This window comes from Cognatiluteimonas profundi, assembly GCF_009792795.1.
Taxonomy (GTDB): Bacteria; Pseudomonadota; Gammaproteobacteria; order Xanthomonadales; family Xanthomonadaceae; genus Cognatiluteimonas; species Cognatiluteimonas profundi.
Map to the genome: position 1 here is coordinate 170,918 of NZ_VKHQ01000005.1, position 22,624 is coordinate 193,541.

20 protein-coding genes are annotated in these 22,624 nt (G+C 67.2%); 6 read left to right on the forward strand and 14 right to left on the reverse strand.

Annotated features, from left to right (window positions below; translation table 11 throughout):
* Positions 1-245: 245 nt before the first annotated feature.
* From GST15_RS10680 to GST15_RS10715, 8 genes are all read right to left on the reverse strand, one after another.
* Positions 246-2,159: a potassium transporter Kup gene (locus GST15_RS10680; RefSeq protein WP_159017275.1), complete on the reverse strand. Its 1,914-nt coding sequence runs from the start codon at positions 2,157-2,159 to the stop codon at positions 246-248.
* A 23-nt stretch (positions 2,160-2,182) separates the two neighbouring features.
* Positions 2,183-2,767 (reverse strand): Holliday junction branch migration protein RuvA, encoded by a 585-nt coding sequence (gene ruvA / locus GST15_RS10685; RefSeq protein ID WP_159017276.1) that lies wholly within the window; start codon positions 2,765-2,767, stop codon positions 2,183-2,185.
* 7 nt (positions 2,768-2,774) lie between these two features.
* Complete coding sequence (gene ruvC / locus GST15_RS10690; protein WP_159017277.1) at positions 2,775-3,302, reverse strand: crossover junction endodeoxyribonuclease RuvC; 528 nt, start codon at positions 3,300-3,302, stop codon at positions 2,775-2,777.
* Between the two features lie 17 nt (positions 3,303-3,319).
* The gene (locus GST15_RS10695; protein ID WP_159017278.1) at positions 3,320-4,051 is read right to left on the reverse strand and encodes a YebC/PmpR family DNA-binding transcriptional regulator; all 732 of its coding nucleotides are present in this window, start codon (positions 4,049-4,051) and stop codon (positions 3,320-3,322) included.
* A gap of 210 nt (positions 4,052-4,261) precedes the next feature.
* The gene (locus GST15_RS10700; protein WP_425482244.1) at positions 4,262-4,906 is read right to left on the reverse strand and encodes an alpha/beta fold hydrolase; all 645 of its coding nucleotides are present in this window, start codon (positions 4,904-4,906) and stop codon (positions 4,262-4,264) included.
* Positions 4,876-5,385, reverse strand: coding sequence for a GNAT family N-acetyltransferase (locus tag GST15_RS10705; RefSeq protein ID WP_233263178.1), 510 nt, complete (start codon positions 5,383-5,385; stop codon positions 4,876-4,878). Before GST15_RS10705 ends, GST15_RS10700 begins: the two co-directional genes overlap by 31 nt.
* 71 nt (positions 5,386-5,456) lie before the next feature.
* Complete coding sequence (gene aspS / locus GST15_RS10710) at positions 5,457-7,244, reverse strand: aspartate--tRNA ligase (RefSeq protein WP_159017281.1); 1,788 nt, start codon at positions 7,242-7,244, stop codon at positions 5,457-5,459.
* A 75-nt stretch (positions 7,245-7,319) separates the two neighbouring features.
* Positions 7,320-7,688 carry an FmdB family zinc ribbon protein gene (locus GST15_RS10715; RefSeq protein ID WP_159017282.1) on the reverse strand — a complete coding sequence of 123 codons (369 nt, stop codon included), beginning with the start codon at positions 7,686-7,688 and terminating at the stop codon, positions 7,320-7,322.
* Positions 7,689-7,796: 108 nt separating this feature from the next.
* On the opposite strand from GST15_RS10715, the gene GST15_RS10720 reads away from it, so the two are divergent.
* Positions 7,797-8,516, forward strand: a complete 720-nt coding sequence (locus tag GST15_RS10720) for an SIMPL domain-containing protein (RefSeq protein WP_159017283.1) — start codon at positions 7,797-7,799, stop codon at positions 8,514-8,516.
* A 15-nt stretch (positions 8,517-8,531) separates the two neighbouring features.
* On the opposite strand, the gene GST15_RS10725 is transcribed toward GST15_RS10720, so the two are convergent.
* Entirely contained in the window at positions 8,532-10,412 is a 1,881-nt protein-coding gene (locus GST15_RS10725; protein ID WP_159017284.1) for an ABC-F family ATP-binding cassette domain-containing protein, read from the reverse strand.
* A 141-nt stretch (positions 10,413-10,553) separates the two neighbouring features.
* Between GST15_RS10725 and GST15_RS10730 the strand changes: the two genes are divergently transcribed.
* The gene (locus GST15_RS10730; RefSeq protein ID WP_159017285.1) at positions 10,554-10,802 is read left to right on the forward strand and encodes a hypothetical protein; all 249 of its coding nucleotides are present in this window, start codon (positions 10,554-10,556) and stop codon (positions 10,800-10,802) included.
* A 31-nt stretch (positions 10,803-10,833) separates the two neighbouring features.
* Here the strand turns inward: GST15_RS10730 and clpB are convergent, their stop codons facing one another.
* Positions 10,834-13,434 (reverse strand): ATP-dependent chaperone ClpB, encoded by a 2,601-nt coding sequence (gene clpB, locus GST15_RS10735; RefSeq protein ID WP_159017286.1) that lies wholly within the window; start codon positions 13,432-13,434, stop codon positions 10,834-10,836.
* 164 nt (positions 13,435-13,598) lie between these two features.
* Between clpB and otsB the strand changes: the two genes are divergently transcribed.
* From otsB to otsA, 3 genes are read left to right on the forward strand one after another with little or no spacing between them, the layout of a single operon-like run.
* The gene (gene otsB / locus GST15_RS10740) at positions 13,599-14,348 is read left to right on the forward strand and encodes a trehalose-phosphatase (protein ID WP_159017287.1); all 750 of its coding nucleotides are present in this window, start codon (positions 13,599-13,601) and stop codon (positions 14,346-14,348) included.
* 8 nt (positions 14,349-14,356) lie between these two features.
* Positions 14,357-16,144: a glycoside hydrolase family 15 protein gene (locus GST15_RS10745; RefSeq protein WP_159017288.1), complete on the forward strand. Its 1,788-nt coding sequence runs from the start codon at positions 14,357-14,359 to the stop codon at positions 16,142-16,144.
* A 46-nt stretch (positions 16,145-16,190) separates the two neighbouring features.
* Entirely contained in the window at positions 16,191-17,561 is a 1,371-nt protein-coding gene (otsA, locus tag GST15_RS10750) for an alpha,alpha-trehalose-phosphate synthase (UDP-forming) (protein WP_159017289.1), read from the forward strand.
* Positions 17,562-17,571: 10 nt separating this feature from the next.
* Here otsA and pgeF read toward each other — a convergent pair whose 3' ends face one another.
* On the reverse strand, positions 17,572-18,309 hold the full coding sequence (pgeF, locus tag GST15_RS10755; protein WP_159017290.1) for a peptidoglycan editing factor PgeF: 738 nt from the start codon (positions 18,307-18,309) through the stop codon (positions 17,572-17,574).
* A 29-nt stretch (positions 18,310-18,338) separates the two neighbouring features.
* Positions 18,339-19,322 (reverse strand): 23S rRNA pseudouridine(1911/1915/1917) synthase RluD, encoded by a 984-nt coding sequence (rluD, locus tag GST15_RS10760; RefSeq protein ID WP_159017291.1) that lies wholly within the window; start codon positions 19,320-19,322, stop codon positions 18,339-18,341.
* Between the two features lie 121 nt (positions 19,323-19,443).
* Between rluD and GST15_RS10765 the strand changes: the two genes are divergently transcribed.
* Positions 19,444-20,310, forward strand: coding sequence for an outer membrane protein assembly factor BamD (locus tag GST15_RS10765; RefSeq protein ID WP_159017292.1), 867 nt, complete (start codon positions 19,444-19,446; stop codon positions 20,308-20,310).
* Between the two features lie 71 nt (positions 20,311-20,381).
* Here the strand turns inward: GST15_RS10765 and GST15_RS10770 are convergent, their stop codons facing one another.
* Both GST15_RS10770 and GST15_RS10775 read right to left on the reverse strand, forming a co-directional pair.
* A complete protein-coding gene (locus GST15_RS10770) occupies positions 20,382-22,046 on the reverse strand; it encodes an NAD+ synthase (RefSeq protein ID WP_159017293.1) in 1,665 nt (554 codons plus the stop codon).
* Positions 22,043-22,471 (reverse strand): endonuclease domain-containing protein, encoded by a 429-nt coding sequence (locus tag GST15_RS10775; protein WP_159017526.1) that lies wholly within the window; start codon positions 22,469-22,471, stop codon positions 22,043-22,045. Before GST15_RS10775 ends, GST15_RS10770 begins: the two co-directional genes overlap by 4 nt.
* Positions 22,472-22,624 lie beyond the last annotated feature (153 nt).

The following is a 22,624-nucleotide window of genomic DNA, read 5'->3' on the forward strand; positions in this document are numbered from 1 at the left end:
CTCTGTCTGCTAAAGATTTCCATCGCACTGCGCGTTACGCCCACCCGGAGGGCGGCGCACATGGATGTGCGCCGTTTTCAGTCGAGCTAGGATGGCGAGTCTGAAAATGGCCCGGGAGACTCGCCAGGCGAGTCAGCCTTGATCGGGGAAAGCCGCTTTCTTTTGGTTACTTTTCTTTGCGGCTCTCAAAGAAAAGTAACTCGCCAACGGCGAAAGCGTTTAATCGCGCCGCAGGCGAACAGACATCAAATCTCGACCTGCGCCCCCAGCTCCACCAACCGATTGCCCGGAATCCGGAAGAAGTTCGTCGCCGGCGCCGCATTGCGGTGCATGACCGCGAACAGCTTGTCGCGCCACACCGGCATGCCGCGGTGCTTGGTGGCGACGATGGTTTCGCGGCTGGCGAAATACGTCGTGTCCATCGGGTCGAAGTAGATGCCGCCCTGGTCGCACGAGCGCATCAGCGCCAGCGGCACGTCCGGCACTTCCATGAATCCGAAGCGGACCAGCACCTGGTAGAAGTTGTCGCCGATCGCGGAAATCTTCAGGCGTTTGTCCTTCGGCGCGTAGGGCACGTTGAGGGTCTCGGCCGTCAGGAACACATTGCGCTCATGCAGCACCTTGTTGTGCTTGAGGTTGTGCAGCAACGCGTGCGGGACCACGCCGGACTGCGCGCTCAGGAAGATGGCGGTACCGGGCACGCGCGTCGGCGGCGCCAGCATCAGCCCCGGGAGGAAGCTGTCCAGTTGCAGGCCTTCCTTGCGGATCTCGGCGTGCAACAGCACGCGGCCGTGCCGCCACGTGCGCATCAGGGTGAACACGAGCACGCCAAGCGCCAGCGGGAACCAGGCGCCGTCGAGGAACTTCACGCCGTTGGCGACCAGGAACGCGATTTCGACGATGGCGAAGATCGCGCACAGCGGCAGCACCAGGCGGCGCCACTGCGGCCAACTGGCCCTGGCGAACATCACCAGCAACAGGGTGTCGATCAACATCGTGCCGGACACCGATACGCCGTATGCCGATGCCAGCCCGTTCGAACTGCGGAACAGCAGCACCACCGTGATGACGGACACCATCAATACGCGATTGATCCACGGGATGTAGATCTGGCCGATGGTCGTGTGCGACGTGTGCTGGATCACCATGCGCGGGATGTATCCCAACTGCATCGCCTGGCGGGTCACCGAATACGCGCCGGTGATGACCGCCTGCGACGCGATGATCGCCGCGGCCGCCGCCAGCACGACCATCGGGATGCGCCCCCATTCCGGCACCGACAGGTAGAAGGGATTCACAACCGCCTCGGGATGGCCGAGCACCAGCGCACCCTGCCCCAGGTAATTCAGCATCAATGCCGGCAGCACGAAAAAGTACCAGCCGTAGCGGATCGGCCTGGCGCCGAAGTGGCCCATGTCCGCGTACAGCGCCTCGCCACCGGTGACGGCGAGGACGACCGCACCGAGGATGAAGATGCCATGCATGCCGCGTTCGGCGAAGAATCGAATGCCCCAGCGCGGGTCGAGCGCCTGGATGACCTGGGGGTACTGGATGATGTTGTACACGCCGATCGCCGCCAGCGACACGAACCAGAACAGCATGACCGGGCCGAAGACCTTGCCGACCCTTGCCGTGCCGAAACGCTGGGTCATGAACAGCAGGACCAGCACGCCGATGGTCAGCGGCAGGATCCAGTGGTGCAGTTGTGGCGCGGCGACGCCGAGACCTTCGATCGCCGACAAGGTGGTGATCGCAGGCGTGATCACGCCGTCCCCGAAGAACAGCGAAGCGCCAAAAATCCCGAGGATGCCCACGATATAGCCGGTGCGGGACGTCCTCGGCAGGCTGCGTTGCACAAGCGCCATCAGCGCCATGATGCCGCCCTCGCCCTCGTTGTCGGCGCGCATGATGATCGTCACGTACTTCAGCGTCACCACGATCATCAACGCCCAGAAGATCAGCGACAGCACACCGAGCACCGTCGGGTGATCGGGCGTCAGGCCGTAATGGGGCAGGAACGCTTCCTTGAGCGTGTAGAGCGGGCTGGTACCGATGTCGCCGAAGACCACGCCGACGGCCCCGACGATGAGCCCGGTCAGACCGATCTTGCCGTGGCCGGGATGCTCGGCATTGGCGGGCGTGGGATTGGGGCGTTGCATGGGATTCCTGGAGGACGTACGGCTCAACGCAGCGCGGACTGTAGCGCTCGACGGATGATGGCGGCGGTGTCGTCGCCCTCGGCCATGGCTTCACGCGCCATGCGCACGGCTTCGGCCGGCTTGTAGCCCAGTTGCTGCAATGCGCTCACCGCCTCGGACTGCGGATCCCCCGGCTGGCCCGAACCGATCGGACCGCCACCACCGAAATCGGCGGCGCGATCGCGCAGTTCGACCACCATGCGCTCGGCGGTCTTCTTGCCGATGCCCGGGATGCGCGTCAGCGCGGTCACGTCGCTGGACTGCACCAGGCGCGCGAATTCGTCGACGCTGGTGCCGGACAGCACGGCCAGCGCGATCTTCGCGCCGATGCCGGTGACCTTCTGCACGTCGCGGAACAGGCGCCGCTCGGATTCGCGCAGGAAGCCATACAGCGACACGCTGTCTTCCTTCTGCGCGTAATGGGTGAACAGCGACACCTCGCGCCCGACATCGGGCAGGTCGTAAAAGGTGCTCATCGGCGCTTCGAGTTCGTAGCCGACGCCGTGCACGTCGATCACCAGCCAGGGCGGCTGCTTGTGCGCGAGGATGCCTTTCAGGCGGCCAATCATGGGCGTGTCATCCGCGACGCCTCCGCAACTGGTCGGTGCTCAGGCCGCTGCGCATGGCCGTCGCGCTCATGTGCGCGTGCGTCAGCGCGACGGCAAGCGCGTCGGCGGCATCGGCCTGCAACTTCATCGCCGGGACATTCAGCAACAACCGCACCATGTGCTGTACCTGGGTCTTGTCCGCCGCCCCGCGACCGACCAGCGATTGCTTGATCACGCGCGGCTCGTATTCGCTGATCGGGATCCGGCGTCGCACGACCGTCGCCAGGGCGGCGCCGCGCGCGTGGCCAAGCTTCAGTGCGGACATCGCCGACTTGTCCATGAAGACCGTCTCGATCGCGACCTGCTGCGGCTGCCATTCGTCGAGCAAGGCGTCCAGCCCCTCGCACAGCAGCCCCAGCCGCGACGGGAAATCGGCGGCGTCGAGCAGCACCAGTGCCTGCGCATGGACGTAGGTGCAGCGGCCGTCGACGGCGACGTCGATGACACCGACGCCGGTCCGCTGCGAGCCCGGATCGATCCCGAGGATTCTTGTCACGGCGTCAGCTTACGCGCTTAGGCGTAGGCACCCTCGCCCAGGTCGGCATTGGAATAGACGTTCTGCACGTCATCCAGGTCGTCGAGCCAGTCGAGCAGCTTGGCGACCTGCTGCGCCGTCTCCCCGGCGACGGGGACGTCATTGTCGGCGCGATAGGTGATTTCGGCGTGCCCGACAGGCAGGCCGGCAGCCTCCATCGCGGCCTTCACGTCGACGAAGGCATCCGGCGTCGTCAGCACGTCGATGGCGCCATCCTCGGGATACACGACGACATCATCGGCGCCGGCCTCGATCGCCACGTCGGTGATGCGGGCCTCGTCGGCCCCCGGTGCGAACGACAGCACGCCGAGCTTCCTGAACATGAAGGCGACCGAGCCGTCGGTGCCGAGGTTGCCACCGAACTTGCCGAATGCATGGCGGACGTCGGCGACGGTGCGCACCTTGTTGTCGGTGAGGCAATCGACGATGACGGCGACGCCGCCAGGCGCATAGCCTTCGTAACGGATTTCCTCGTATTCGACGCCCTCCAGCTCGCCGGTGGCCTTGCGGACCGCGCGTTCGATCACATCCTTGGACATGTTCGCGCCCAGGCCCTTGTCGATCGCCGTGCGCAGGCGCGGATTGCCGCCGGGGTCGCCCCCGCCGGCACGCGCCGCGACGCTGATCTCGCGGATGATCTTGGTGAAGATCTTGCCGCGCTTCGCATCCTCGGCGTTCTTGCGGCCTTCGATGGACGGTCCCCTACCCATGCAGATCCTCGAGTGATGCAACCAGAGCCGGAAATTTTACCGCGCCGCGAGAGCACACACATCCGAACCAGCCCCGCCGCGCCGCCGCGCGCAGCGGAATCCCGTCAACGAGCGGTTCCAGGAGCCGCCCGCCCCGCCGCGCCGCCGCGCGCAGCGGAATCCCGTCAACGAGCGGTTCAAGGAACCTGGCCCAACCACGCTCCGCTCCCGTCATACCCGCCGAAACCGGCCTTCCAGCAGGAAGGCGATCGCCTGCTCCACCGCCTCGGCCGAAAACAACAGGCCGCTGTGGCTGGCATCGACGATGACGTGGTCGGCCAGCCCGGGAAGCTCGGTCTCGGCGACGGCGACGGTGCCGTCATGTTCGCCATCGAAGCCGGCGAACAGCGCCCCGAGGCCATGCGGGACGCGACCGGCGATCACGCCGACCTCGGCCTCGCCCTCCCAGCAATCCACGCCCTGCTGCAGCAGCGCGGCACTCCGGCCGAACATCGCGGCCGCCGGCGCCCAGCGCATCATCATGCCGCTGACCGCGCCGCTGCCCTTGAGCGGCGAGCCCAGGCAGACAACCCGCCGCACCGCCACCTGCGGCGCATCGCACAAGGCCTGCAGCGCGATCAGGCCGCCCAGGCTGTGCGCGACGACGTCCGCGCCGCTGTCCCTGAGCCGCTGCACCAGGCGCGGAACGGCGGTATCCGGGCCGTCGGTGACGCTGTGGTAGGAGAAGATCTCGGGCGTGAATCCGGCTGCGGACAGCTTCGCGGCGAACCAGTGCATCGAGGCACCGGGCATCCACAGGCCGTGCAGCAGGATGACGCGGCGGCTCACCGGTCGGCGCCGCGGCGCAGGATGAATTCACGATCGCGCACGCGGCCGACCGGGAATTCGTACTCGCCCGCCTTCTCGAACCCGTGCCGCGCGTAGAAGCGTTGCGCGCCGACGTTCTCCGACCAGACGCTGATCCACAGCGTGCGCGGGCCATTGCGCTCCAGCCAGTCCATCGCCGCCTGGAACAGCCTGCCGCCCCATCCGCTGTTCTGCATGCCGGGCAGCACGTACAGGCGCTTGAGCTCACCATCCTGCGGCGAGACGTCCGCCAGTGGCAGCCCGCAGGGGCCAGCCAGCGCGTAGCCGACCGCGTCGTCGCCGTCCTCCAGCAGCCACAACGCGTAGGCGTCGTCGGCCAGGTAGCGCGCATACGCCTGCGGTGCATGGCTGTCGTCGAGGAATGCCTCGAGGTCTTCGGCCGGATACAGGTGCCCGAAGGTGTCGGCGAACGTGCGCCGGCCGATGCGACTGAGCGCTTCGGCATCGGCGGGGACGGCACGACGGATCGCCGGGGAAAGGGGGTCAGAGTGAATTTCGCCCGATTTCCTTCCGTCGCCTGCCTGGCCCGAGCGAAACTTCACTCTGACCCCTTTTCCTTCGGCCGGATCGACACGTGCACGTCGGCTAGCTGTACATCCGGAACCGGCGACGGCGCGCCGGTCATCAGGCATTGCGCGGTGGTCGTCTTGGGGAAGGCGATGACGTCGCGGATCGATTCGGTGCCGGCCATCAGCGCGGCGATGCGATCGATGCCGAAGGCGATGCCGCCGTGCGGCGGCGCGCCGAACTTCAGCGCGTCGAGCAGGAAGCCGAACTTCGCCTCGGCCTCTTCCGCGCCGATGCCGAGCAGTTCGAACACCGCCGACTGCATCGCGGAATTGTGGATGCGGATGGAGCCGCCGCCGATCTCGTTGCCGTTGAGGACCATGTCGTAGCCGCGCGATACCGCGGTCATCGCATTCGCGCGCAGGTCGGCGACGTCATCCACCGCGGGCGCCGTGAACGGGTGATGCAGGGCGACGAATCGATTCGCCTCCTCGTCCCATTCGAACATCGGGAAGTCAGTCACCCACAACGGCGCCCAGCTGTCGGTCACGAGGCCCAGATCCTTGCCAAGCTTCACCCGCAAGGCGCCCATGAAATCCGACGCGACCTTCCAGGTCGACGCGCCGAAGAACACCAGGTCGCCGGACTGCGCGCCGGTCGCGGTGAGGATCGAGGCCAGCGCGGCGTCATCGAGGAACTTGGCGATCGGCGAATTGATCCCGTCGCGTCCCTTGCCGGCGTCGTCCACCTTCATCCACGCCAGGCCCTTGGCGCCGAACTTGGCGGCATGCAGGCCGTAGTCGTCGATCTGCTTGCGTGAGAGCGTTGCGCCGCCGGGCACGCGCAGCGCGACCACGCGACCGTCGGCGTGGTTGGCCCAGTCGCTGAACACCTTGAACTCGCAGCCCTTCACCAACTCGGCGATGTCGGTGAATTCCATCGCGATGCGCAGGTCGGGCTTGTCCGATCCATAGCGGCGCATCGCCTCGGCGTAGGTCAGCCGCGGGAAGGGATTCTCCAGTTCGACACCCATCACCTCGCGGAACACGTCGCGGATCAGCGTCTCGGTCGTGTCCTGCACGTCGCGCTCGGATACCCAGGCGAATTCCATGTCGAGCTGGGTGAATTCGAGCTGGCGGTCGGCGCGCAGGGCTTCGTCGCGGAAGCAGCGCGCGATCTGGTAATAGCGGTCGAAGCCCGCGACCATCAGGATCTGCTTGAACAGCTGCGGCGACTGCGGCAGCGCGTAGAACTCGCCCGGGTGCATGCGTGCCGGCACCAGGAAGTCGCGCGCGCCCTCTGGCGTCGCCTTGGTCAGGATCGGCGTCTCGATGTCCTGGAAGCCGCGCGCATCCAGCCAGCGACGCAGCGCCTGCACCAGCTTGATGCGGGTGCGCATCATCTGCTGCATCTTCGGCGTGCGCAGGTCCAGGTAGCGGTACTTGAGGCGGATGTCCTCGCCTGGATTCTCGTGCGCGTGGAAGGGCAGCGGCTCGGCCTTGTTCAGCACCTCGATGCGCGTGGCGACGACCTCGACCTGGCCGGTCGGGATCTTCGGGTTCACCGACTGGCGCCGGCGCACCACGCCGGTCACGCGCAGGCAATCCTCGTAACCGACCTTCGCGGCGGTCGCGATGACGTCGGCATTGCCATCGACGGCGGCATCGGGCTCGGCGACGATCTGGACGATGCCCTCGTGGTCGCGCAGGTCGATGAAGCACAGCCCGCCAAGGTCGCGGGCGACATCGGCCCAGCCGCACAGGGTGACGGTCTGGCCGATCAACGCTTCGTTGACCAGGCCGCAGAAATGGGTACGCATCGCGGGCAACTCCGGATCGGGTCCGGCAGGGCCGGAAAGCCGGCTAGTTTACCGGCTGGGGCGCGCCGGGCGCGGTCAGGCGGTGCCGCTGGCCGGCTTCGCGGCGGGCGCCGCCGTGCTTGGCGCCGGCGTTGCCGGCTTGGTCGCGACCTTGGCGTCGCCGCCCTTGGCCTCGACCGGCTTGGCGGGCGCGGGCTCGGCCTTGGCGCCGCCGGCACTGGCCGTCTCGGACTTTTCGGTCAGGTTGCGCTTCCTGTCGCCGTCCTTCTTGAAGTCCGTTTCGTACCAGCCGCTGCCGGACAGGCGGAAGCTGGGCGCGGTGAGCTGGCGCTTGATCGCGTCCACGCCACACACCGGGCAGGCGGTCGGATCGGGATCGGACAGCTTCTGCAGCCGATCGAAGTGATGGCCGCAGGCGGAACAGGCGAAGGCGTAGATCGGCATGGCAGGAATACGGACTGGAAACCGCTACCAGTGTGAGGCCTGCGTGGCCGCTTTCAAGCCGCCATGGCGTCAGACTGCGATGCCAGCCATGCAGGAAGGTCGACAACCATGCCCACATCCGACTCCCGCTCCGTCGTCGCGGCCCTCGTGATCGCCCTGGGCCTGGTTGGCGCCGGCTGGTTCGCGGCACGCGGCATGGCGCGCCTGAAAACCGCCGATCGCTACGTCACCGTCAAGGGATCGGCCGAGAAGATGGTCGATGCCGACCTCGTCGTCTGGCCCTTGCCGCATTCGGTCGGGGGCAACGACCTGGCCGATGTGCAGGCCAAGCTGGACGCCAACAACGCCACCATCCGTGCGTTCTTCAGCCGGGCCGGCTTCAAGCCGCAGGAAATCGTGATGTCGCCGCCGCGGCTGGAAGACCGCTGGGCGTGGTCCTCGGGCGAGAACCGGCCAGCCGAGCGATTCCGCTACTCGACGACGGTCATCCTGCGCACCACCGACGTGGCCAAGGCGCTGGCGGTGCTGGATCGCAGCGGTGAGCTGGTGTCGGGCGGGGTGATGCTGGGGACCGGCGAAGGCGGCGAAGGCAGCCGGCCGGACTTCGAGTACACGCGCCTGAACGCGATCAAGCCGGCACTGATCGCCGAGGCCACGGCCAATGCGCGCAGGTCGGCCGAGCAGTTCGCCAAGGATTCCGGCGCGGCGATCGGCGGTATCCGCAGCGCCAACCAGGGCGTGGTCGACATCAGCGACCGCGACCAGGGCAGCCCGCAGGTCAAGAAGGTGCGGGTGGTGACGACGGTGGAATATTTCCTGAAGGATTGACCGGCGGCCGCGGCGTCAGGCGGCGGTGGCCTCGTACAGCGCGAGCAATTCGAGTTCCGCGGTTTCCAGCGACGCCCGCAACTCGCCAACCTGCTTGCCCAGCGACGCGGCACGCGCGCCGCCGTCGGCATACACGGCCGGGCTCTCCAGCTCGGCTTCGATGGCGGCGATGCGCTGCTCCAGGTCCGCGACCCGCGCTTCGGCCTTGGCCAGCTTGTGCGGATTGATGCGCACGGCGGGCTTGGGCGGTGCGATGGGCACGGCAACAGGCGCCGCTTTCGCCGGCTTCTCGGCCTTGCCCGATTCGCTGCCGGCGCGCGAACGCAGCCACGCGGCGTATTCGTCCAGGTCGCCATCGAACGGTTCGACCCGGCCGTCGGCGACGCGCCAGAAGGTTTCGCAGACCAGGCCGATCAGGTGCCGGTCATGCGAGACCATGACGATCGCACCTTCGAATACCGACAAGGCTTCTGCCAGTGCCTCGCGCATCTCCAGATCAAGGTGGTTGGTGGGTTCATCCAGCAACAGCACGTTGGGTTGCAGCCACGCGATCAATGCCAATGCCAGGCGCGCGCGCTCGCCGCCCGAGAATCCGTTGATGCTTTCGAACGCGCGCTCGCCGGCGAAATTCCATTTGCCGAGGAAATCCCGGAACGCCTGGGTCGATCCATTCGGCGCCATGTCGCGCAGGTGGTCGATCGCCGACGTGCCGGCTTTCAGCGACTCGACCGTGTGCTGGGCGAAGTAGCCGATGCGCAGGTCCGGATGCGCGTTGCGCTCGCCGGCCAGCGGCGCGAGTTCGCCGACGAGGGTTTTCACCAGCGTCGATTTGCCCGCGCCGTTGATGCCGAGCAATCCGACGCGATCCCCGGCTTCCAGGCCGAAATTGACGTCGTGGAGGATGGTGATCGCATCCGCTCCGGCAGCGTGATAACCGCAATCCACGTGGTTCAACCGCAGCAACGAATTCGGCAGTTTCAGCGGTTGCGGGAAATCGATGCGGACTTCGCGCTCGGCACGCACCGCTTCGGTGCCCGTCATCTTGGCCAGGCGCTTGACCCGCGATTGCGCCTGCTTGGCCTTCGCCGCGCTGGCCTTGAAGCGATCGATGAAGCTCTGCAGGTGCGCACGTTCGGCCTGCGCCTTTTCATGGGTGATCTGTTGCAGGCGCAATTGTTCGGAACGCTGCCGCTCGAACGCGGTGTAGTCGCCCGTGTAGAGCTTGGCCTTGCCACCGTGCAGGTGCAGCGTGTGCGTGCAGACGTTGTCGAGGAATTCGCGATCGTGCGAAATCAGCAGCAACGTGCCCGGATATTTCAGCAGCCATTGCTCCAGCCACAACACCGCATCCAGGTCCAGATGGTTGGTGGGCTCGTCGAGCAGCAGCAGGTCCGACGGTGTCATCAGGGCCCGCGCCAGGTTCAACCGCACCCGCCAACCACCGGAAAACGTGCTGACCGCGCGTGAATGCGTTTCCGCGGGGAATCCCAAGCCGTGCAGAAGCTTTCCGGCGCGCGCGCTGGCGTCGTAACCGCCCACTTCCTCGAGCCGGTGATGCGCTTCGGCGACGGCCTCCCAGTCTTCGTTGGCAAACGCATTGGCCTCGGCCTGCAAGGCCGCATGCACGACCACGTCGCCGGACAGCACGAAATCGATCGCGGCATCGGGCAGCGACGGCATCTCCTGCGCGATGCTGGCGATGCGCACGCGGTTGGACAGGTCCAGGTCCCCGCGATCGGCCTCGATTTCATTGCGAACCGCGGCGAACAGCGAAGACTTGCCGGTGCCGTTGCGGCCGACCACGCCCACGCGCCAGCCCGCCTGCAGGGTCAGGTCGACATCGGACAGCAGCAGGCGTTCGCCGCGACGCAGGGCGAAATTGCGAAAAGAGATCATCCGCTGATTTTACGGGAAAAAGGCCGGCCTCCCGGCGTTGTCGGGCGGGAAATCATGGGCGTCACGGCGATGGTCGCGGTTCAGGCAATCGGTTAGCGTTGTCCCCGGGGCGCCGCCGGGCGCGACGGGATGGAGCGTGTGATGGGCCTGATCAGCGTGCTGTGGGGCATTTTCGCCATGCTGTGGATGCTGCTGGCGCTGGTGCCGCTGCTGGGCTGGGGAAACTGGTTCCTGATCCCCTTTGCCGCCGTGGGCGCGATCATCGCGGCGGTCGGCATGGTGGTCACCGCGCCGGCCAACCGCGGCCGCGCGAAGACCGGCCTGCTGCTCAATGCCATCGTCATCGTGGTGGCGGTGGTCCGCCTGCACCTTGGCGGCGGCGTGATCTGAACGGCCGTCGCCCCGCGGCGACGGCCCGTGCTCAACCCTTGTGGAACACCAGGTGCCCGGCGCTGGCGTCGACCTGGATGAGGTCGCCATTGCCGAATTCACCCGACAGGATGCGTGAGGCCAGCGGATTCTCGATCTGCGCCTGGATCGCGCGTTTCAGCGGGCGCGCACCGTAGACCGGATCGAAGCCGACGTTCCCCAGCAGGGTCAGTGCGTCGTCGGACAGGGCGATCCGGATGCCGCGCTCGGCCAGCCGCTTTTCCAGCCCATGCAGCTGGATCTTCGCGATGTCGCGGATCTGCGCCTTGTCCAGCGGGTGGAACACGACGATGTCGTCGAGCCGGTTGATGAACTCGGGCCGGAAATGCGCCTGCACCACGCCCATCACCGCGGCCTTCATCTGGGTGTAGGCCTCGGGCGAATCGGCGTCGGTGCCACTTTCGTCGAACATCGCCTGGATCTGGTGCGAGCCCAGGTTGGACGTCATCACGATCACGGTGTTGCGGAAATCCACCGTGCGACCCTGGCCATCTGTGAGGCGCCCGTCATCGAGCACCTGCAGCAGGATGTTGAACACATCCGGATGCGCCTTCTCGACTTCATCGAGCAGGATCAGCGAGTACGGCCGGCGTCGCACCGCTTCGGTCAGGTAGCCGCCTTCCTCGTAACCGACGTAGCCCGGAGGCGCGCCGATCATGCGTGCGACCGAATGCTTCTCCATGAATTCGCTCATGTCGATGCGGATCATCGCGTCGGGCGAATCGAACAGGAATTCGGCCAGCGCCTTGCACAACTCGGTCTTGCCGACACCGGTCGGGCCGAGGAAAAGGAAGGAGCCCGACGGCCGGTTCGGATCGCTCAGGCCGGCGCGTGAACGCCGCACCGCATCGGACACCGCCTTGATCGCTTCGTCCTGCCCGACCACGCGCTGGTGCAGGTGCGTTTCCATCTGCAGCAGCTTCTCGCGCTCGCCCTCGAGCATCTTGCTGACCGGGATGCCTGTCCAGCGCGAGACCACCTGCGCGATTTCCTCCGCGGTGACCTTGTCCTGCAGCAGGGTGAAACCCTTGTGCTCGGCTTCCTGCGCGGCATTGAGCTGCTTTTCCAGCTCCGGCAGCGTGCCGTACTGGATCTCGCTCATGCGCGCGTAATCCTGGCGGCGCTGCGCGGCCTCGAGTTCGAGCTTGGCGGCTTCGATCTGTTCCTTGAGCCTGGTCGCGCCCTGCAGCATCGCCTTTTCGGCCTTCCACACTTCCTCCAGGTCGTTGAACTCGCGCTCCAGGGTGGCGATGTCGCTTTCCAGGTCGGCCAGCCGTTTCTTCGACTCGACGTCCTTCTCCTTCTTGAGCGCCTCGCGCTGGATCTTCAGCTGGATCAGGCGCCGCTCCTTGCGGTCGAGTTCCTCGGGCTTGGAGTCGATCTCCATGCGGATGCGCGACGCGGCCTCGTCCATCAGGTCGATGGCCTTGTCGGGCAGCTGGCGGTCGGCGATGTAGCGATGCGACAGCGTGGCCGCGGCAACGATGGCCGGATCGGTGATCTCAACGCCGTGGTGCACCGCGTAGCGCTCCTTGAGCCCGCGCAGGATCGCGATGGTGTCCTCCACGCTCGGCTCGCCGACCAGCACCTTCTGGAAGCGCCGCTCCAGCGCGGCGTCCTTTTCGATGTACTTGCGGTATTCGTCGAGCGTGGTCGCGCCGATGCAATGCAGCTCGCCGCGCGCGAGCGCCGGCTTGAGCATGTTGCCCGCATCCATCGAGCCCTCGGCCTTGCCGGCACCGACGACGGTGTGCAGCTCGTCGATGAAGAGGATGATCTGGCCTTCGTTTTTCGCCAGGTCGTTGAGCACGCCCTTCAGTCGTTCCTCGAACTCGCCGCGGAACTTGGCGCCCGCGATCAGCGCGCCCATGTCCAGCGACAGCACGCGCTTGCCCTTGAGGCCTTCGGGAACCTCGCCGTTGACGATGCGCTGCGCGAGGCCTTCGACGATCGCGGTCTTGCCGACGCCGGGCTCGCCGATCAGCACGGGATTGTTCTTGGTCCGACGCTGCAACACCTGGATGGTTCGGCGGATCTCTTCGTCGCGACCGATGACCGGGTCGAGCTTGCCCTTCTCCGATCGCGCGGTGAGGTCGATCGTGTATTTCTCCAGCGCCTGGCGCTGTTCCTCGGCATTCTCGGATTGCACTTTCTCGCCTCCGCGCATGGCTTCGATGGCCGTCTCGAGTTTCTGCCTGCTGGCGCCGGCCGCCTTCAGCGCACGCCCGGCATCACCACTGTCGTCGACCGCGGCCAGCAGGAACAATTCGCTGGCGATGAAGGCATCGCCACGTTGCTGCGCCAGCTTGTCGGTCACGTTGAGCAGGCGGCCCAGGTCGTTGCCGACGCTGATGTTGCCTTCCTGCCCGGACACCTTCGGCAAGCGGTCGAGGATCTCGCCCAGTCGCTCGCGCAGCACCGGCACGTTGACGCCGGCCTGCGCCAGCAAGGGGCGCGTCCCACCGCCTTGCTGGTCGAGCAGCGCCACCAGCAGGTGCGCCGGTTCGATCAGGTTGTTGTCGCGGCCGACCGCAAGCGATTGCGCATCGCTGAGCGCCTGCTGGAATCGCGACGTGAGCTTGTCCATCCGCATTGGATCTTCTCCGGAGACCGGCAACCCTGATGGTCGCCATATCCCGAAGATGCGGGCGTGAAGCGATGATGCAAGGCACCAGCCGGCGTGGGCGGCGCATGCACCCCGGGTCCGGGGCCTGCCTTGTGACCCGGCGCTAACGGGTCGGACGGCAGACTGGCACGATGCCATCCCGTCGCACGCCGCAGCGTCCGCCGCCTCCCGCGCCCGCCGAAGACTGGGCGCTGTTCCTGGACGTGGACGGATGCCTGCTGGACCTGGCCGGGGCTCCGGATGCGGTGGTGATGCCGAGGAAGTTGCCGGCCGTGCTCACCGCGCTGTCGCAGCGCCTGGATGGCGCGGTGGCCCTGATCAGCGGGCGCGCGCTGGAGAACGTCGAGCGCTTGTTCGTGCCGCTGCAGCTGCCGATCGCGGGGCTGCATGGCCTGGAGCGGCGCAGCGCGGCCGGTGTCGCACCCATGCTGCCCATGCCGCCGACGTGGGACGTGGTGCGCGAGGCCGCCGCGAGCGTCGTCGCCAGTCATCCCGGCACCTTGCTGGAAGACAAGGGGGTTGCACTCGCGTTGCACTGGCGCAATGCGCCACGCGCCGCCGGCGAACTGCTCGCCTTTGCAGAAGCGACGTTGCCACGCCTGCCGGGTTACCGCCTGCAGCACGGCGACCACGTGGTCGAATTGCGCCCGGCCACGGGCGACAAGGGCACCGCCATCGTCGCCCTGCTCGATGAGCCGCCATTTCGCGGACGCATGCCGGTGTTTGCCGGTGATGACGTCACCGACGAAGCCGGGTTTGCCGTGGTCAACGCGCGCGCCGGCCTGAGCGTGGTGGTCGGCAAGCGCGAACCCACTTGCGCGCATTACGCACTGCGCGACCCGACCGCGGTGCGCGCCTGGCTGGCGGGCCAACATCCATAGGAGGAGCAATGACTCCCACGACGCCCAACCTGGACCTGGGGTTGATCGGCAATTGCAGTTTCGGCGCGCTGGTGGATGCGTGCGGACGGGTCGTCTGGGGCTGCGTGCCAACCTTCGATGGCGACCCGGCGTTCTGCGCACTGCTGCAGCCGCACATCGACGGCGGCGACTGGACGCTGGAACTGGAGGACTTCGACCACGCCGAGCAGCACTACGTCAGCAACACCGCGGTGCTGCGCACGGTATTGTTCGACCGCCGCGGCGGCGCCGTGGAACTGATCGACTTCGCGCCGCGCTGGCGCCAGCTCGGGCGTTTCTATCGGCCGGTGATGTTGCTGCGGCGAGTACGTCCGCTGGCCGGCAGCCCGCGGGTGCGCGTGCGCCTGCGCCCGCTGTGCGACTGGGGCGCGCGTGTTCCCGAGCGCACCTGGGGCAGCAACCACCTGCGGTTCCTGTTGCCCGGCATGACCTGGCGCCTGACCTGCGATGCGCCGCTGCGGATGGTGCGCGATGAATTGCCGTTCCTGCTGGACCGCGACCTGCATTTCATCCTCGGCCCCGACGAGACGTTGACGCAGCCGATCGACGTCTTCGTGCGCGGCGCCGAGCAGCAGACGGTCCATTACTGGCGCGAATGGGTGCGCTCGCTGTCGATCCCGCTGGAATGGCAGGACGCCGTCATCCGCAGCGCGATCACGCTGAAGCTGTGCCAGTACGAAGACACCGGGGCGATCGTCGCCGCGATGACGACATCGATTCCCGAGGCGCCGCACACCGTGCGCAACTGGGACTACCGCTACTGCTGGCTGCGCGACTCGGCCTTCGTGGTGCGCGCGCTCAACCGGCTCGGCGCGACCCGCACCATGGAGGAATACATCCGCTACATCACCAACCTGGTGGCGGGCGAGGACCGCGAACTGCAACCGGTGTACGGCATCTGCTTCGAGCCGACGCTGGCCGAGGATGAAGTGCACAGCCTGGCCGGGTATCGCGGCATGGGCCCGGTCCGGCGCGGCAACCTGGCGTGGCTGCAGAAGCAGCACGACGTCTACGGCAGCGTCGTGCTGGCGTCGACGCAGTTGTTCTTCGACCAGCGCCTGGAGAATTGCGGCGACGTCGCGATGTTCCAGCGCCTCGAGCCACTCGGCGAGCGCGCATTCGCCCTGTACGACCAGCCCGATGCCGGGCTGTGGGAATTGCGCGGCCGCGCGCACGTGCATACCTATTCCAGCGTGATGTGCTGGGCCGCCTGCGATCGCCTGGCCCGGATCGCGTTGCGCTTCGGGCTGCAGGACCGCGTCGCCTACTGGCGTGATCGCGCGGCCATCATCCGCGAGCGCGTGCTGCGCGAAGCCTGGAACGAGGCGCACGGTCACTTCGCCGACGCCTTCGGTGGCGAGCGACTGGATGCGAGCCTGTTGCTGCTGGCGGACCTGGGCTTCATCGCCGCGGACGACCCGCGTTTCATCGCGACGGTCGAGGCGATCGGCCGCGACCTGCGACGCGGGGATGCGCTGTTCCGCTACATCGCCGCCGATGATTTCGGCATGCCGGAGACCAGCTTCACCATCTGCACGTTCTGGTACATCGATGCGCTGGCCGCGATCGGACGTCGCGACGAGGCGCGGGGGATGTTCGAGCGACTGCTCACGCGTCGCAACCACCTGGGCCTGCTGTCGGAGGACCTCGCCTTCGACAACGGCGAGGCCTGGGGCAATTTTCCACAGACGTATTCGCACGTCGGCCTCATCATCGCGGCGATGCGCCTGAGCCGGCCCTGGCAGGACGCGACGTGATCGCAACCGCGCATATCCGACCCGGTCCCAGCATGGGATGCGGCCGATGAGTCGGCTTGTCGTCGTCTCCAACCGCGTCGCACTCCCGCATAACAACGATCGCGCCGGTGGCCTTGCGGTGGCGCTGCGGGCGGCGCTGGCCGAGCGTGGCGGCATGTGGTTCGGCTGGAGCGGGCGACGCATCCGCGGGGAATCGGGCGAGCGCCATGTCGAGCAGGACGGCAACATCACCTATTGCACGGTGGACCTGTCCTACCGCGATTTCGATGCGTACTACAACGGCTTCGCCAACCGCACGCTGTGGCCGCTGCTGCATTTCCGCATGGACCTGGTCGACTACAACCGCGAGACCTGGGCGGCCTATCGGCGCGTGAATGCATTGTTCGCCGAGCGCCTGGTGCCCGAACTGCGCAAGGACGACGTGCTGTGGGTGCATGACTACCACGTCATCCCGCTGGCACAGGAGCTGCGCGAACGCGGCGTCGACAACCGCATCGGCTTCTTCCTGCATGTGCCGATGCCATCGTCCGACCTGCTGGCGGCGCTGCCGGCACACCGCGAGGTGTTCGCCGCGCTGTCGTCGTACGACCTCGTCGGCTTCCAGACCACGCGGGACCTCGAGCGATTCCAGGATTACGTGCGCCTGTTCGGTGGCGGCCGCCTGATCGGCCCGGGCCAGCTGGAAACCGCGGGGGGCCGACGTTTCCGCGCGGGCGCCTTCCCGATCAGCATCGACACCAAAACCATCGCGCGGCAGGCGGCCGTCGCATGGAGACGTTCGGCGGTGCAGACGCTGCGTGCCAGCCTCACCGGCCGGCAACTGGCGATCGGCGTCGACCGGCTCGATTATTCGAAAGGCTTGCCGGAGCGGTTTCGCGCCTTCGAGCGCCACCTGGAACGCCATCCCGACCAGCGCGGCAAGCTGACCTACCTGCAGATCGCGCCGCCGTCCCGCGGCGAGGTGCCGGAGTACCAGGCGCTGCGCCGCGAACTCGAAGGCCTCTCCGGCCACATCAATGGCCTGCATGCCGCGCCCGACTGGACACCCGTGCGCTACGTCAATCGCAATTTCCCGCACGACGTGCTGACTGGTTTTTTCCGGATCGCGAACATCGGGCTGGTGACGCCCTTGCGCGATGGCATGAACCTGGTCGCCAAGGAATATGTCGCCGCGCAGGATCCGGACAATCCCGGCGTGCTGGTGCTGTCGCGTTTTGCCGGCGCCGCCAGCGAAATGACCGAAGCGCTGCAGGTCAATCCCTACGACCTCGATGGCGTCGCCGATGCCATCGCCCAGGCATTCGAAATGCCCCTGGCCGAGCGCAGGCAGCGCTGGCGCGCGATGATGGATTCACTGGAGCGGCACGACATCAACGCCTGGCGTCGCAGTTATCTTGGCGCGCTCTCGGCGGCCTGACGCAACGCGTTCACTTCAACCAGGCCAGCGTCGCCATGCGACCGGTGACACGGTCGCGCCGATGCGAGAAGAAACGCGCGGGGTCCGAGATCGTGCACAGGTCACCACCATGCACGTGCTGCAGGCCGGCAGCCAGCAAACGGCGGCGAGCCAGCGCAGGCAGGTCGACGAGCCAGTGTCCCGGGCGTGTCGCGACGAATGCCGATGCCGCGCGCGGCTCGCCTGCTGCGAACGCGTCGTACACGTCCTCACCGACCTCGTAGGCCCGCGGCCCCGCGGCCGGGCCCATCCACGCGACGATGTCCCGTGGCGATGACCACATCGCGGCGATCGTCGCCTCCAGCACGCCGCCCGCCAGTCCACGCCAGCCGGCGTGGGCCAGGGCGACTTCGCCGCCATCGCGCGCCGCCAGCACCACCGGCAGGCAATCGGCGGTAAGGATGGCCAGGACCAGGCCGCGGGTGCGGCTGATGGCGGCATCGGCTTCGGGCTCGTCGCCCGCGGGTTCGACGGCGACGCGGTTGCCGTGCACCTGCCGCAACCAGCGCGGCACTCCGGGAAGCGCAAAGCGGGCGGCCAGTTCGTCGCGATTGCGCGCCACCGCATCGGGCGCATCGCCGCAACGCGTGCCCAGGTTGAAGTCGTCGAATGGCGCCTGCGACACGCCGGCGCCATGGCGCAGCGTGGTGAGCGCAGCGACGCCCGCGATGCCACCGAGCTCGGCCTGCAGCACCGCGGTGTCGTTCATCGACGGCTCACCGGCACCGGCACGGCCGGTCAGCGGCGTGCGGCCGCCGCGGCGGCGTCATCACGCAGCGCCTTGAGCAGGTTCAGCATGTCCTCCGGCACGGGCGCGCTGCAGCGCACCGGCTCGCCGGTTGTCGGATGCTGGAATTCCAGCGTCTCGGCATGCAGCGCCTGGCGCCGGAAGCCGCGCAGCGCCTCGATCAGCTCGGGCGTCGCGCCCTTGGGCAACTTGAGCGAGCCGCCGTACACCGGGTCGCCCACGATCGGATGCTTGAGGTGCGCCATGTGCACGCGGATCTGGTGCGTGCGTCCCGTCTCCAGCCGGCATTCGAGCGCCGTGTGTGCGCGGAATCGCTCGCGCAGGCGGTAATGGGTGACGGCATCGCGGCCGTCGTCGCGCACCGCCATGCGGATGCGATCGTGCGGATGGCGCTCGATCGCCCCGGTGGCGGTGCCGCCGGACACCAGTGCGCCGACCACGATCGCCAGGTACTGGCGATGCACGCCGCGCGCGGACAGTTGCGCCACCAGCGCGGCGTGCGCCTGCAAGGTGCGCGCGACCACCATGACGCCCGACGTGTCCTTGTCCAGGCGATGGACGATGCCGGCGCGCGGCAGCGCCTCCAGCGACGGGTCCCGGTGCAGCAACGCGTTGACCAGCGTCCCGGTGGGATTGCCCGCGCCCGGGTGCACCACCAGTCCGGCTGGCTTGTTCAACACGATGACCTGGGCGTCCTCGTACAGGACGTCCAGGGCGATGTCCTCGGGCTCGGCCCGGGTCTGGACGTCGAGCACGGCGGTGAGCGACACCGCCTCGCCGCCGCGGACGAGTTCGCGGCCGCGCACCGTCCGGCCGTCGAGCAGCAGGTCGCCGGACTTGATCCACAGGCTCAGCCGGGACCGCGAGAATTCAGGGAAGAGTTCGGCCACGACCGCATCGAACCGACGGCCGGCCGCGGCGTCAGGGACGCAGGCTGCGCGGGTTTCGGTGGCGTCGGGCGACGATGCGGGCATTGCGGGGGAACTCCGGGAGGTTAAGGGAGGCGGGCCTCCGGCTGCTATTATCGGCGCTTCGTGCCTCCGGCGCCTTCGTCCCAGCCCCATGACCCCACGTTTGTCTTCCCCGAGCATGCCCATGCAGCGTTTGCCGTTCGCGCGTCGCCTGTCGTCGCTGTTGCTGCTGGCCCTGGTGGCGGCGTTTGCCGTTTCCGGGTGCTCCTCCGTCAAGGGCATCTTCAAGCACGACCGCAAGGACGCCAACGAGGGCGTGCCGGCCGAACAGCTGTATGCCAAGGGCCACAAGCAGATCGAGCGCGCCAACTGGAACGGCGCGATCATCGTCTACAAGCGCCTGGTCGCCCAGTACCCGTACGGGGCGTATACCGAGCAGGCGCTGGTCGAGACGGCCTACGCGCAGTACAAGGCCGGCAGCAACGATGACGCGATCTCCACGATCGACCGTTTCATCCGCACCTATCCGACCCATCGCAACACGGTCTACATGTACTACCTGCGCGGGCTGGTTGACTCCAACCGCGACACGGTCTTCCTGCAGCGGGTGTGGAAGCTGGATTCCAGCCGCCGCGACCTGGCCACGCCAATGCAGGCCTACAACGACTTCAAGACCGTCGCCGAGCGCTACCCCAACAGCCGCTATGCCACCGATGCACGCGCCCGCATGGCGACGCTGCGCGACCTGTTCGCGCGCCACGAGCTGGAAACAGCCCTGTACTACCTGCGCCGTGGCGCCGACGTGGCGGCGGTGGACCGCGCCAAGTACCTGCTCGAGACCTATCCGCAGTCATCGCACCAGAACGATGCGGTTGCCGTCCTCGCCGCGGCCTACACCCACATGGGCAACCAGACGCTCGCGGCCGACGCCAAGCGCGTCCTGCAGCAGAACGACCCCAACCATCCGTGGCTGCGCGGCGACTGGCCGAACTACCCCTCGAAGATCCGCACGCTCAATCCGTTTGCCGGTGACGCGCCCGCTGCGAAGTAAGCGGGTGGGCCCCATGCAAAGACGCCGCCTCTGGGCGGCGTTTTTGTTTGGCGAGCCCGAAAACGTCGGCGCTATTCCCGATACCCGTTGCTGATCGGGTAGCGGCGCTCGCGTCCGAACGCGCGACGCGACACCTTGGGTCCGGGCGCGGCCTGGTGCCGCTTCCATTCACCGATGCGCACGAGGCGCAGCACCTTGTCGACGGTCTCGGCGTCGAAGCCGGCAGCGACGATTTCGGCGCGCGACTGCTCCTGGTCGACGTGGCGCAGCAGGATCGCGTCGAGCACGTCGTAGGGCGGCAGCGAATCCTGGTCGCGCTGGTTCTCGCGCAACTCGGCCGACGGCGGACGCTCGATCACCGCCGGGGGAATCACGGGATTGCCGCCGACGGTATTGCGCCAGCGCGCCAGCTCGAAGACTTCGGTCTTGTACAGGTCCTTGATCGGCGCGTAGCCGCCGCACATGTCGCCGTAGATCGTCGCGTAGCCGACTGCGTATTCGCTCTTGTTGCCCGTCGTCAGCAGCATGCCGCCGAACTTGTTGGACAGGGCCATCAGCAGCGCGCCGCGCGTGCGCGATTGCAGGTTTTCCTCGGTGGCGTCGGACGGCTGTCCCTCGAACAAGCCGGCCAATGTATCCAGGTAGCCCTGGAAGGGCTTCTCGATCGGCAAGGTGACCAGCTTCACGCCCTGCGCCGCGCACTGTTCGGCGGCAAGCGCGTTGGACAGTCCGGCCGTGTAGCGCGACGGCATGCTGACGGCGGTGACATTCTCCGCGCCCAGCGCATCCACCGCGATCGCCAGCACCACCGACGAGTCGATCCCGCCGGACAAGCCCACCCACACCTTTTCGAAACCGTTCTTGCGGCAGTAGTCGCGCGTGCCGCGCACCACCGCACGCCAGGCGAGCGCATCGCGACTTTCATCCGAATCGACCATCCAGTCGACCGGCGAGAAGCGGCGCGACGCGATGTCGAAATCGGCGACCAGCCATTGATCGAGGAAGGCCGACGCGGCCGGATGCACGATCCCGTCGCCATCGGCCAGCACCGAAGCGCCATCGAACACCAGCGCATCCTGCCCGCCGACCAGGTTGAGATAAGCCAGCGCCACGCCGCGGCCATCCACGATGGATTCGTTGACCCGCTGCGCGATCAGCGCATCGCGCTGCGCATGCTTGTCGCGCTCATAAGGCGATGCATTGGGCACCAGGACCAGTTGCGCGCCAGCCGCGACCGTCTGCGCCAGCGGTTCCGGGAACCACATGTCCTCGCAGATGACCAGGCCGACCTTCACGCTTTCGCCGGGAACACTGCCGTCGACGTCGAACACGCAGATGCCGCCGTCGGGATCGACATCGAAATACCGCCGCTCGTCGAAGACCGCGTAGTTGGGCAGCTCACGCTTGCGATAGGTCTGCTCCACCTGTCCGTCGCGCAGGACACTGGCGGCGTTGTACACGACCGCCCCGGCCGATTGCGGCCAGCCGACGATGGCGACGATCCCACGCGTCTGCGCGGCGATGCGCTGCAACGCAGCCTCGCACGCCGACAGGAAAGACGGCCGCAGCAGCAGGTCCTCGGGCGGATAGCCGCTGAGCGCGAGTTCGGGAAACAGCACCAGGCCGGCGCCAAGGTCGTCGCGCGCCTGGACGATCATCTCCGCGATGCGGTCGGCATTGGATTCGACCGCACCGACGGGGAAGTCGAACTGGGCGAGTGCGATGCGTAGGGTCATGTTGGTTCCGTGTTCGTCGTCCTGCAGACGGTGTTCGCCATTCTGCCTCCCACACTGTCGAGGGAAGGATCGGGGCAAGGACCATCAACTGCCGCGAGTGCATCGTAAATGACTGCCAGCACGGCTTCGGTGTTGGTCAATGCGTCATTGTCCCAAAATCGCAGGACGCGATAGCCGTGCGATTCGAGTTGGGACGTCCGGACGGCATCCCGTGGATCCGACAGGTGTTGGCTGCCGTCCAGTTCGACGATCAGCTTGCTCTCGACGCAGGCGAAGTCCGCGATGTACGGGCCAACCGGGTGTTGTCGCCGGAATTTCCAGCCCATCAAGGAACGGTTCCTGAGGTGGTGCCATAGGTTTCGCTCGGCATCCGTGAGCCCACCGCGCAGGCGACGGGCGAAATCCTTCTTCTGTCCCGTACGCATCCTTGCGTCCCTGCGGCCCTCAACATGCAGGCTCGCAGCCTTGATGCGGCGGATCAAGAGCGCCCTCATCCGCCCTGCGGGCACCTTCTCCCGCAGGCGGGAGAAGGGAGACAAGAGCCACGGTCGCGAGGGACTAGCCCCTCTCCCGCTTGC

What these genes read in the sequence shown, in the direction of transcription:
- GST15_RS10725 (WP_159017284.1), bottom strand. Translation starts at nt 10,412, where the DNA reads ATGATCTCTTTTCGCAATTTCGCCCTGCGTCGCGGCGAACGCCTGCTG.
- aspS (WP_159017281.1), bottom strand. Translation starts at nt 7,244, where the DNA reads ATGCGTACCCATTTCTGCGGCCTGGTCAACGAAGCGTTGATCGGCCAG.
- GST15_RS10720 (WP_159017283.1), top strand. Translation starts at nt 7,797, where the DNA reads ATGCCCACATCCGACTCCCGCTCCGTCGTCGCGGCCCTCGTGATCGCC.
- pgeF (WP_159017290.1), bottom strand. Translation starts at nt 18,309, where the DNA reads ATGAACGACACCGCGGTGCTGCAGGCCGAGCTCGGTGGCATCGCGGGC.
- GST15_RS10765 (WP_159017292.1), top strand. Translation starts at nt 19,444, where the DNA reads ATGCAGCGTTTGCCGTTCGCGCGTCGCCTGTCGTCGCTGTTGCTGCTG.
- clpB (WP_159017286.1), bottom strand. Translation starts at nt 13,434, where the DNA reads ATGCGGATGGACAAGCTCACGTCGCGATTCCAGCAGGCGCTCAGCGAT.
- otsB (WP_159017287.1), top strand. Translation starts at nt 13,599, where the DNA reads ATGCCATCCCGTCGCACGCCGCAGCGTCCGCCGCCTCCCGCGCCCGCC.
- GST15_RS10770 (WP_159017293.1), bottom strand. Translation starts at nt 22,046, where the DNA reads ATGACCCTACGCATCGCACTCGCCCAGTTCGACTTCCCCGTCGGTGCG.
- GST15_RS10730 (WP_159017285.1), top strand. Translation starts at nt 10,554, where the DNA reads ATGGGCCTGATCAGCGTGCTGTGGGGCATTTTCGCCATGCTGTGGATG.
- otsA (WP_159017289.1), top strand. Translation starts at nt 16,191, where the DNA reads ATGAGTCGGCTTGTCGTCGTCTCCAACCGCGTCGCACTCCCGCATAAC.
- GST15_RS10680 (WP_159017275.1), bottom strand. Translation starts at nt 2,159, where the DNA reads ATGCAACGCCCCAATCCCACGCCCGCCAATGCCGAGCATCCCGGCCAC.
- GST15_RS10775 (WP_159017526.1), bottom strand. Translation starts at nt 22,471, where the DNA reads ATGCGTACGGGACAGAAGAAGGATTTCGCCCGTCGCCTGCGCGGTGGG.
- GST15_RS10745 (WP_159017288.1), top strand. Translation starts at nt 14,357, where the DNA reads ATGACTCCCACGACGCCCAACCTGGACCTGGGGTTGATCGGCAATTGC.
- ruvA (WP_159017276.1), bottom strand. Translation starts at nt 2,767, where the DNA reads ATGATTGGCCGCCTGAAAGGCATCCTCGCGCACAAGCAGCCGCCCTGG.
- GST15_RS10695 (WP_159017278.1), bottom strand. Translation starts at nt 4,051, where the DNA reads ATGGGTAGGGGACCGTCCATCGAAGGCCGCAAGAACGCCGAGGATGCG.
- GST15_RS10715 (WP_159017282.1), bottom strand. Translation starts at nt 7,688, where the DNA reads ATGCCGATCTACGCCTTCGCCTGTTCCGCCTGCGGCCATCACTTCGAT.
- rluD (WP_159017291.1), bottom strand. Translation starts at nt 19,322, where the DNA reads ATGCCCGCATCGTCGCCCGACGCCACCGAAACCCGCGCAGCCTGCGTC.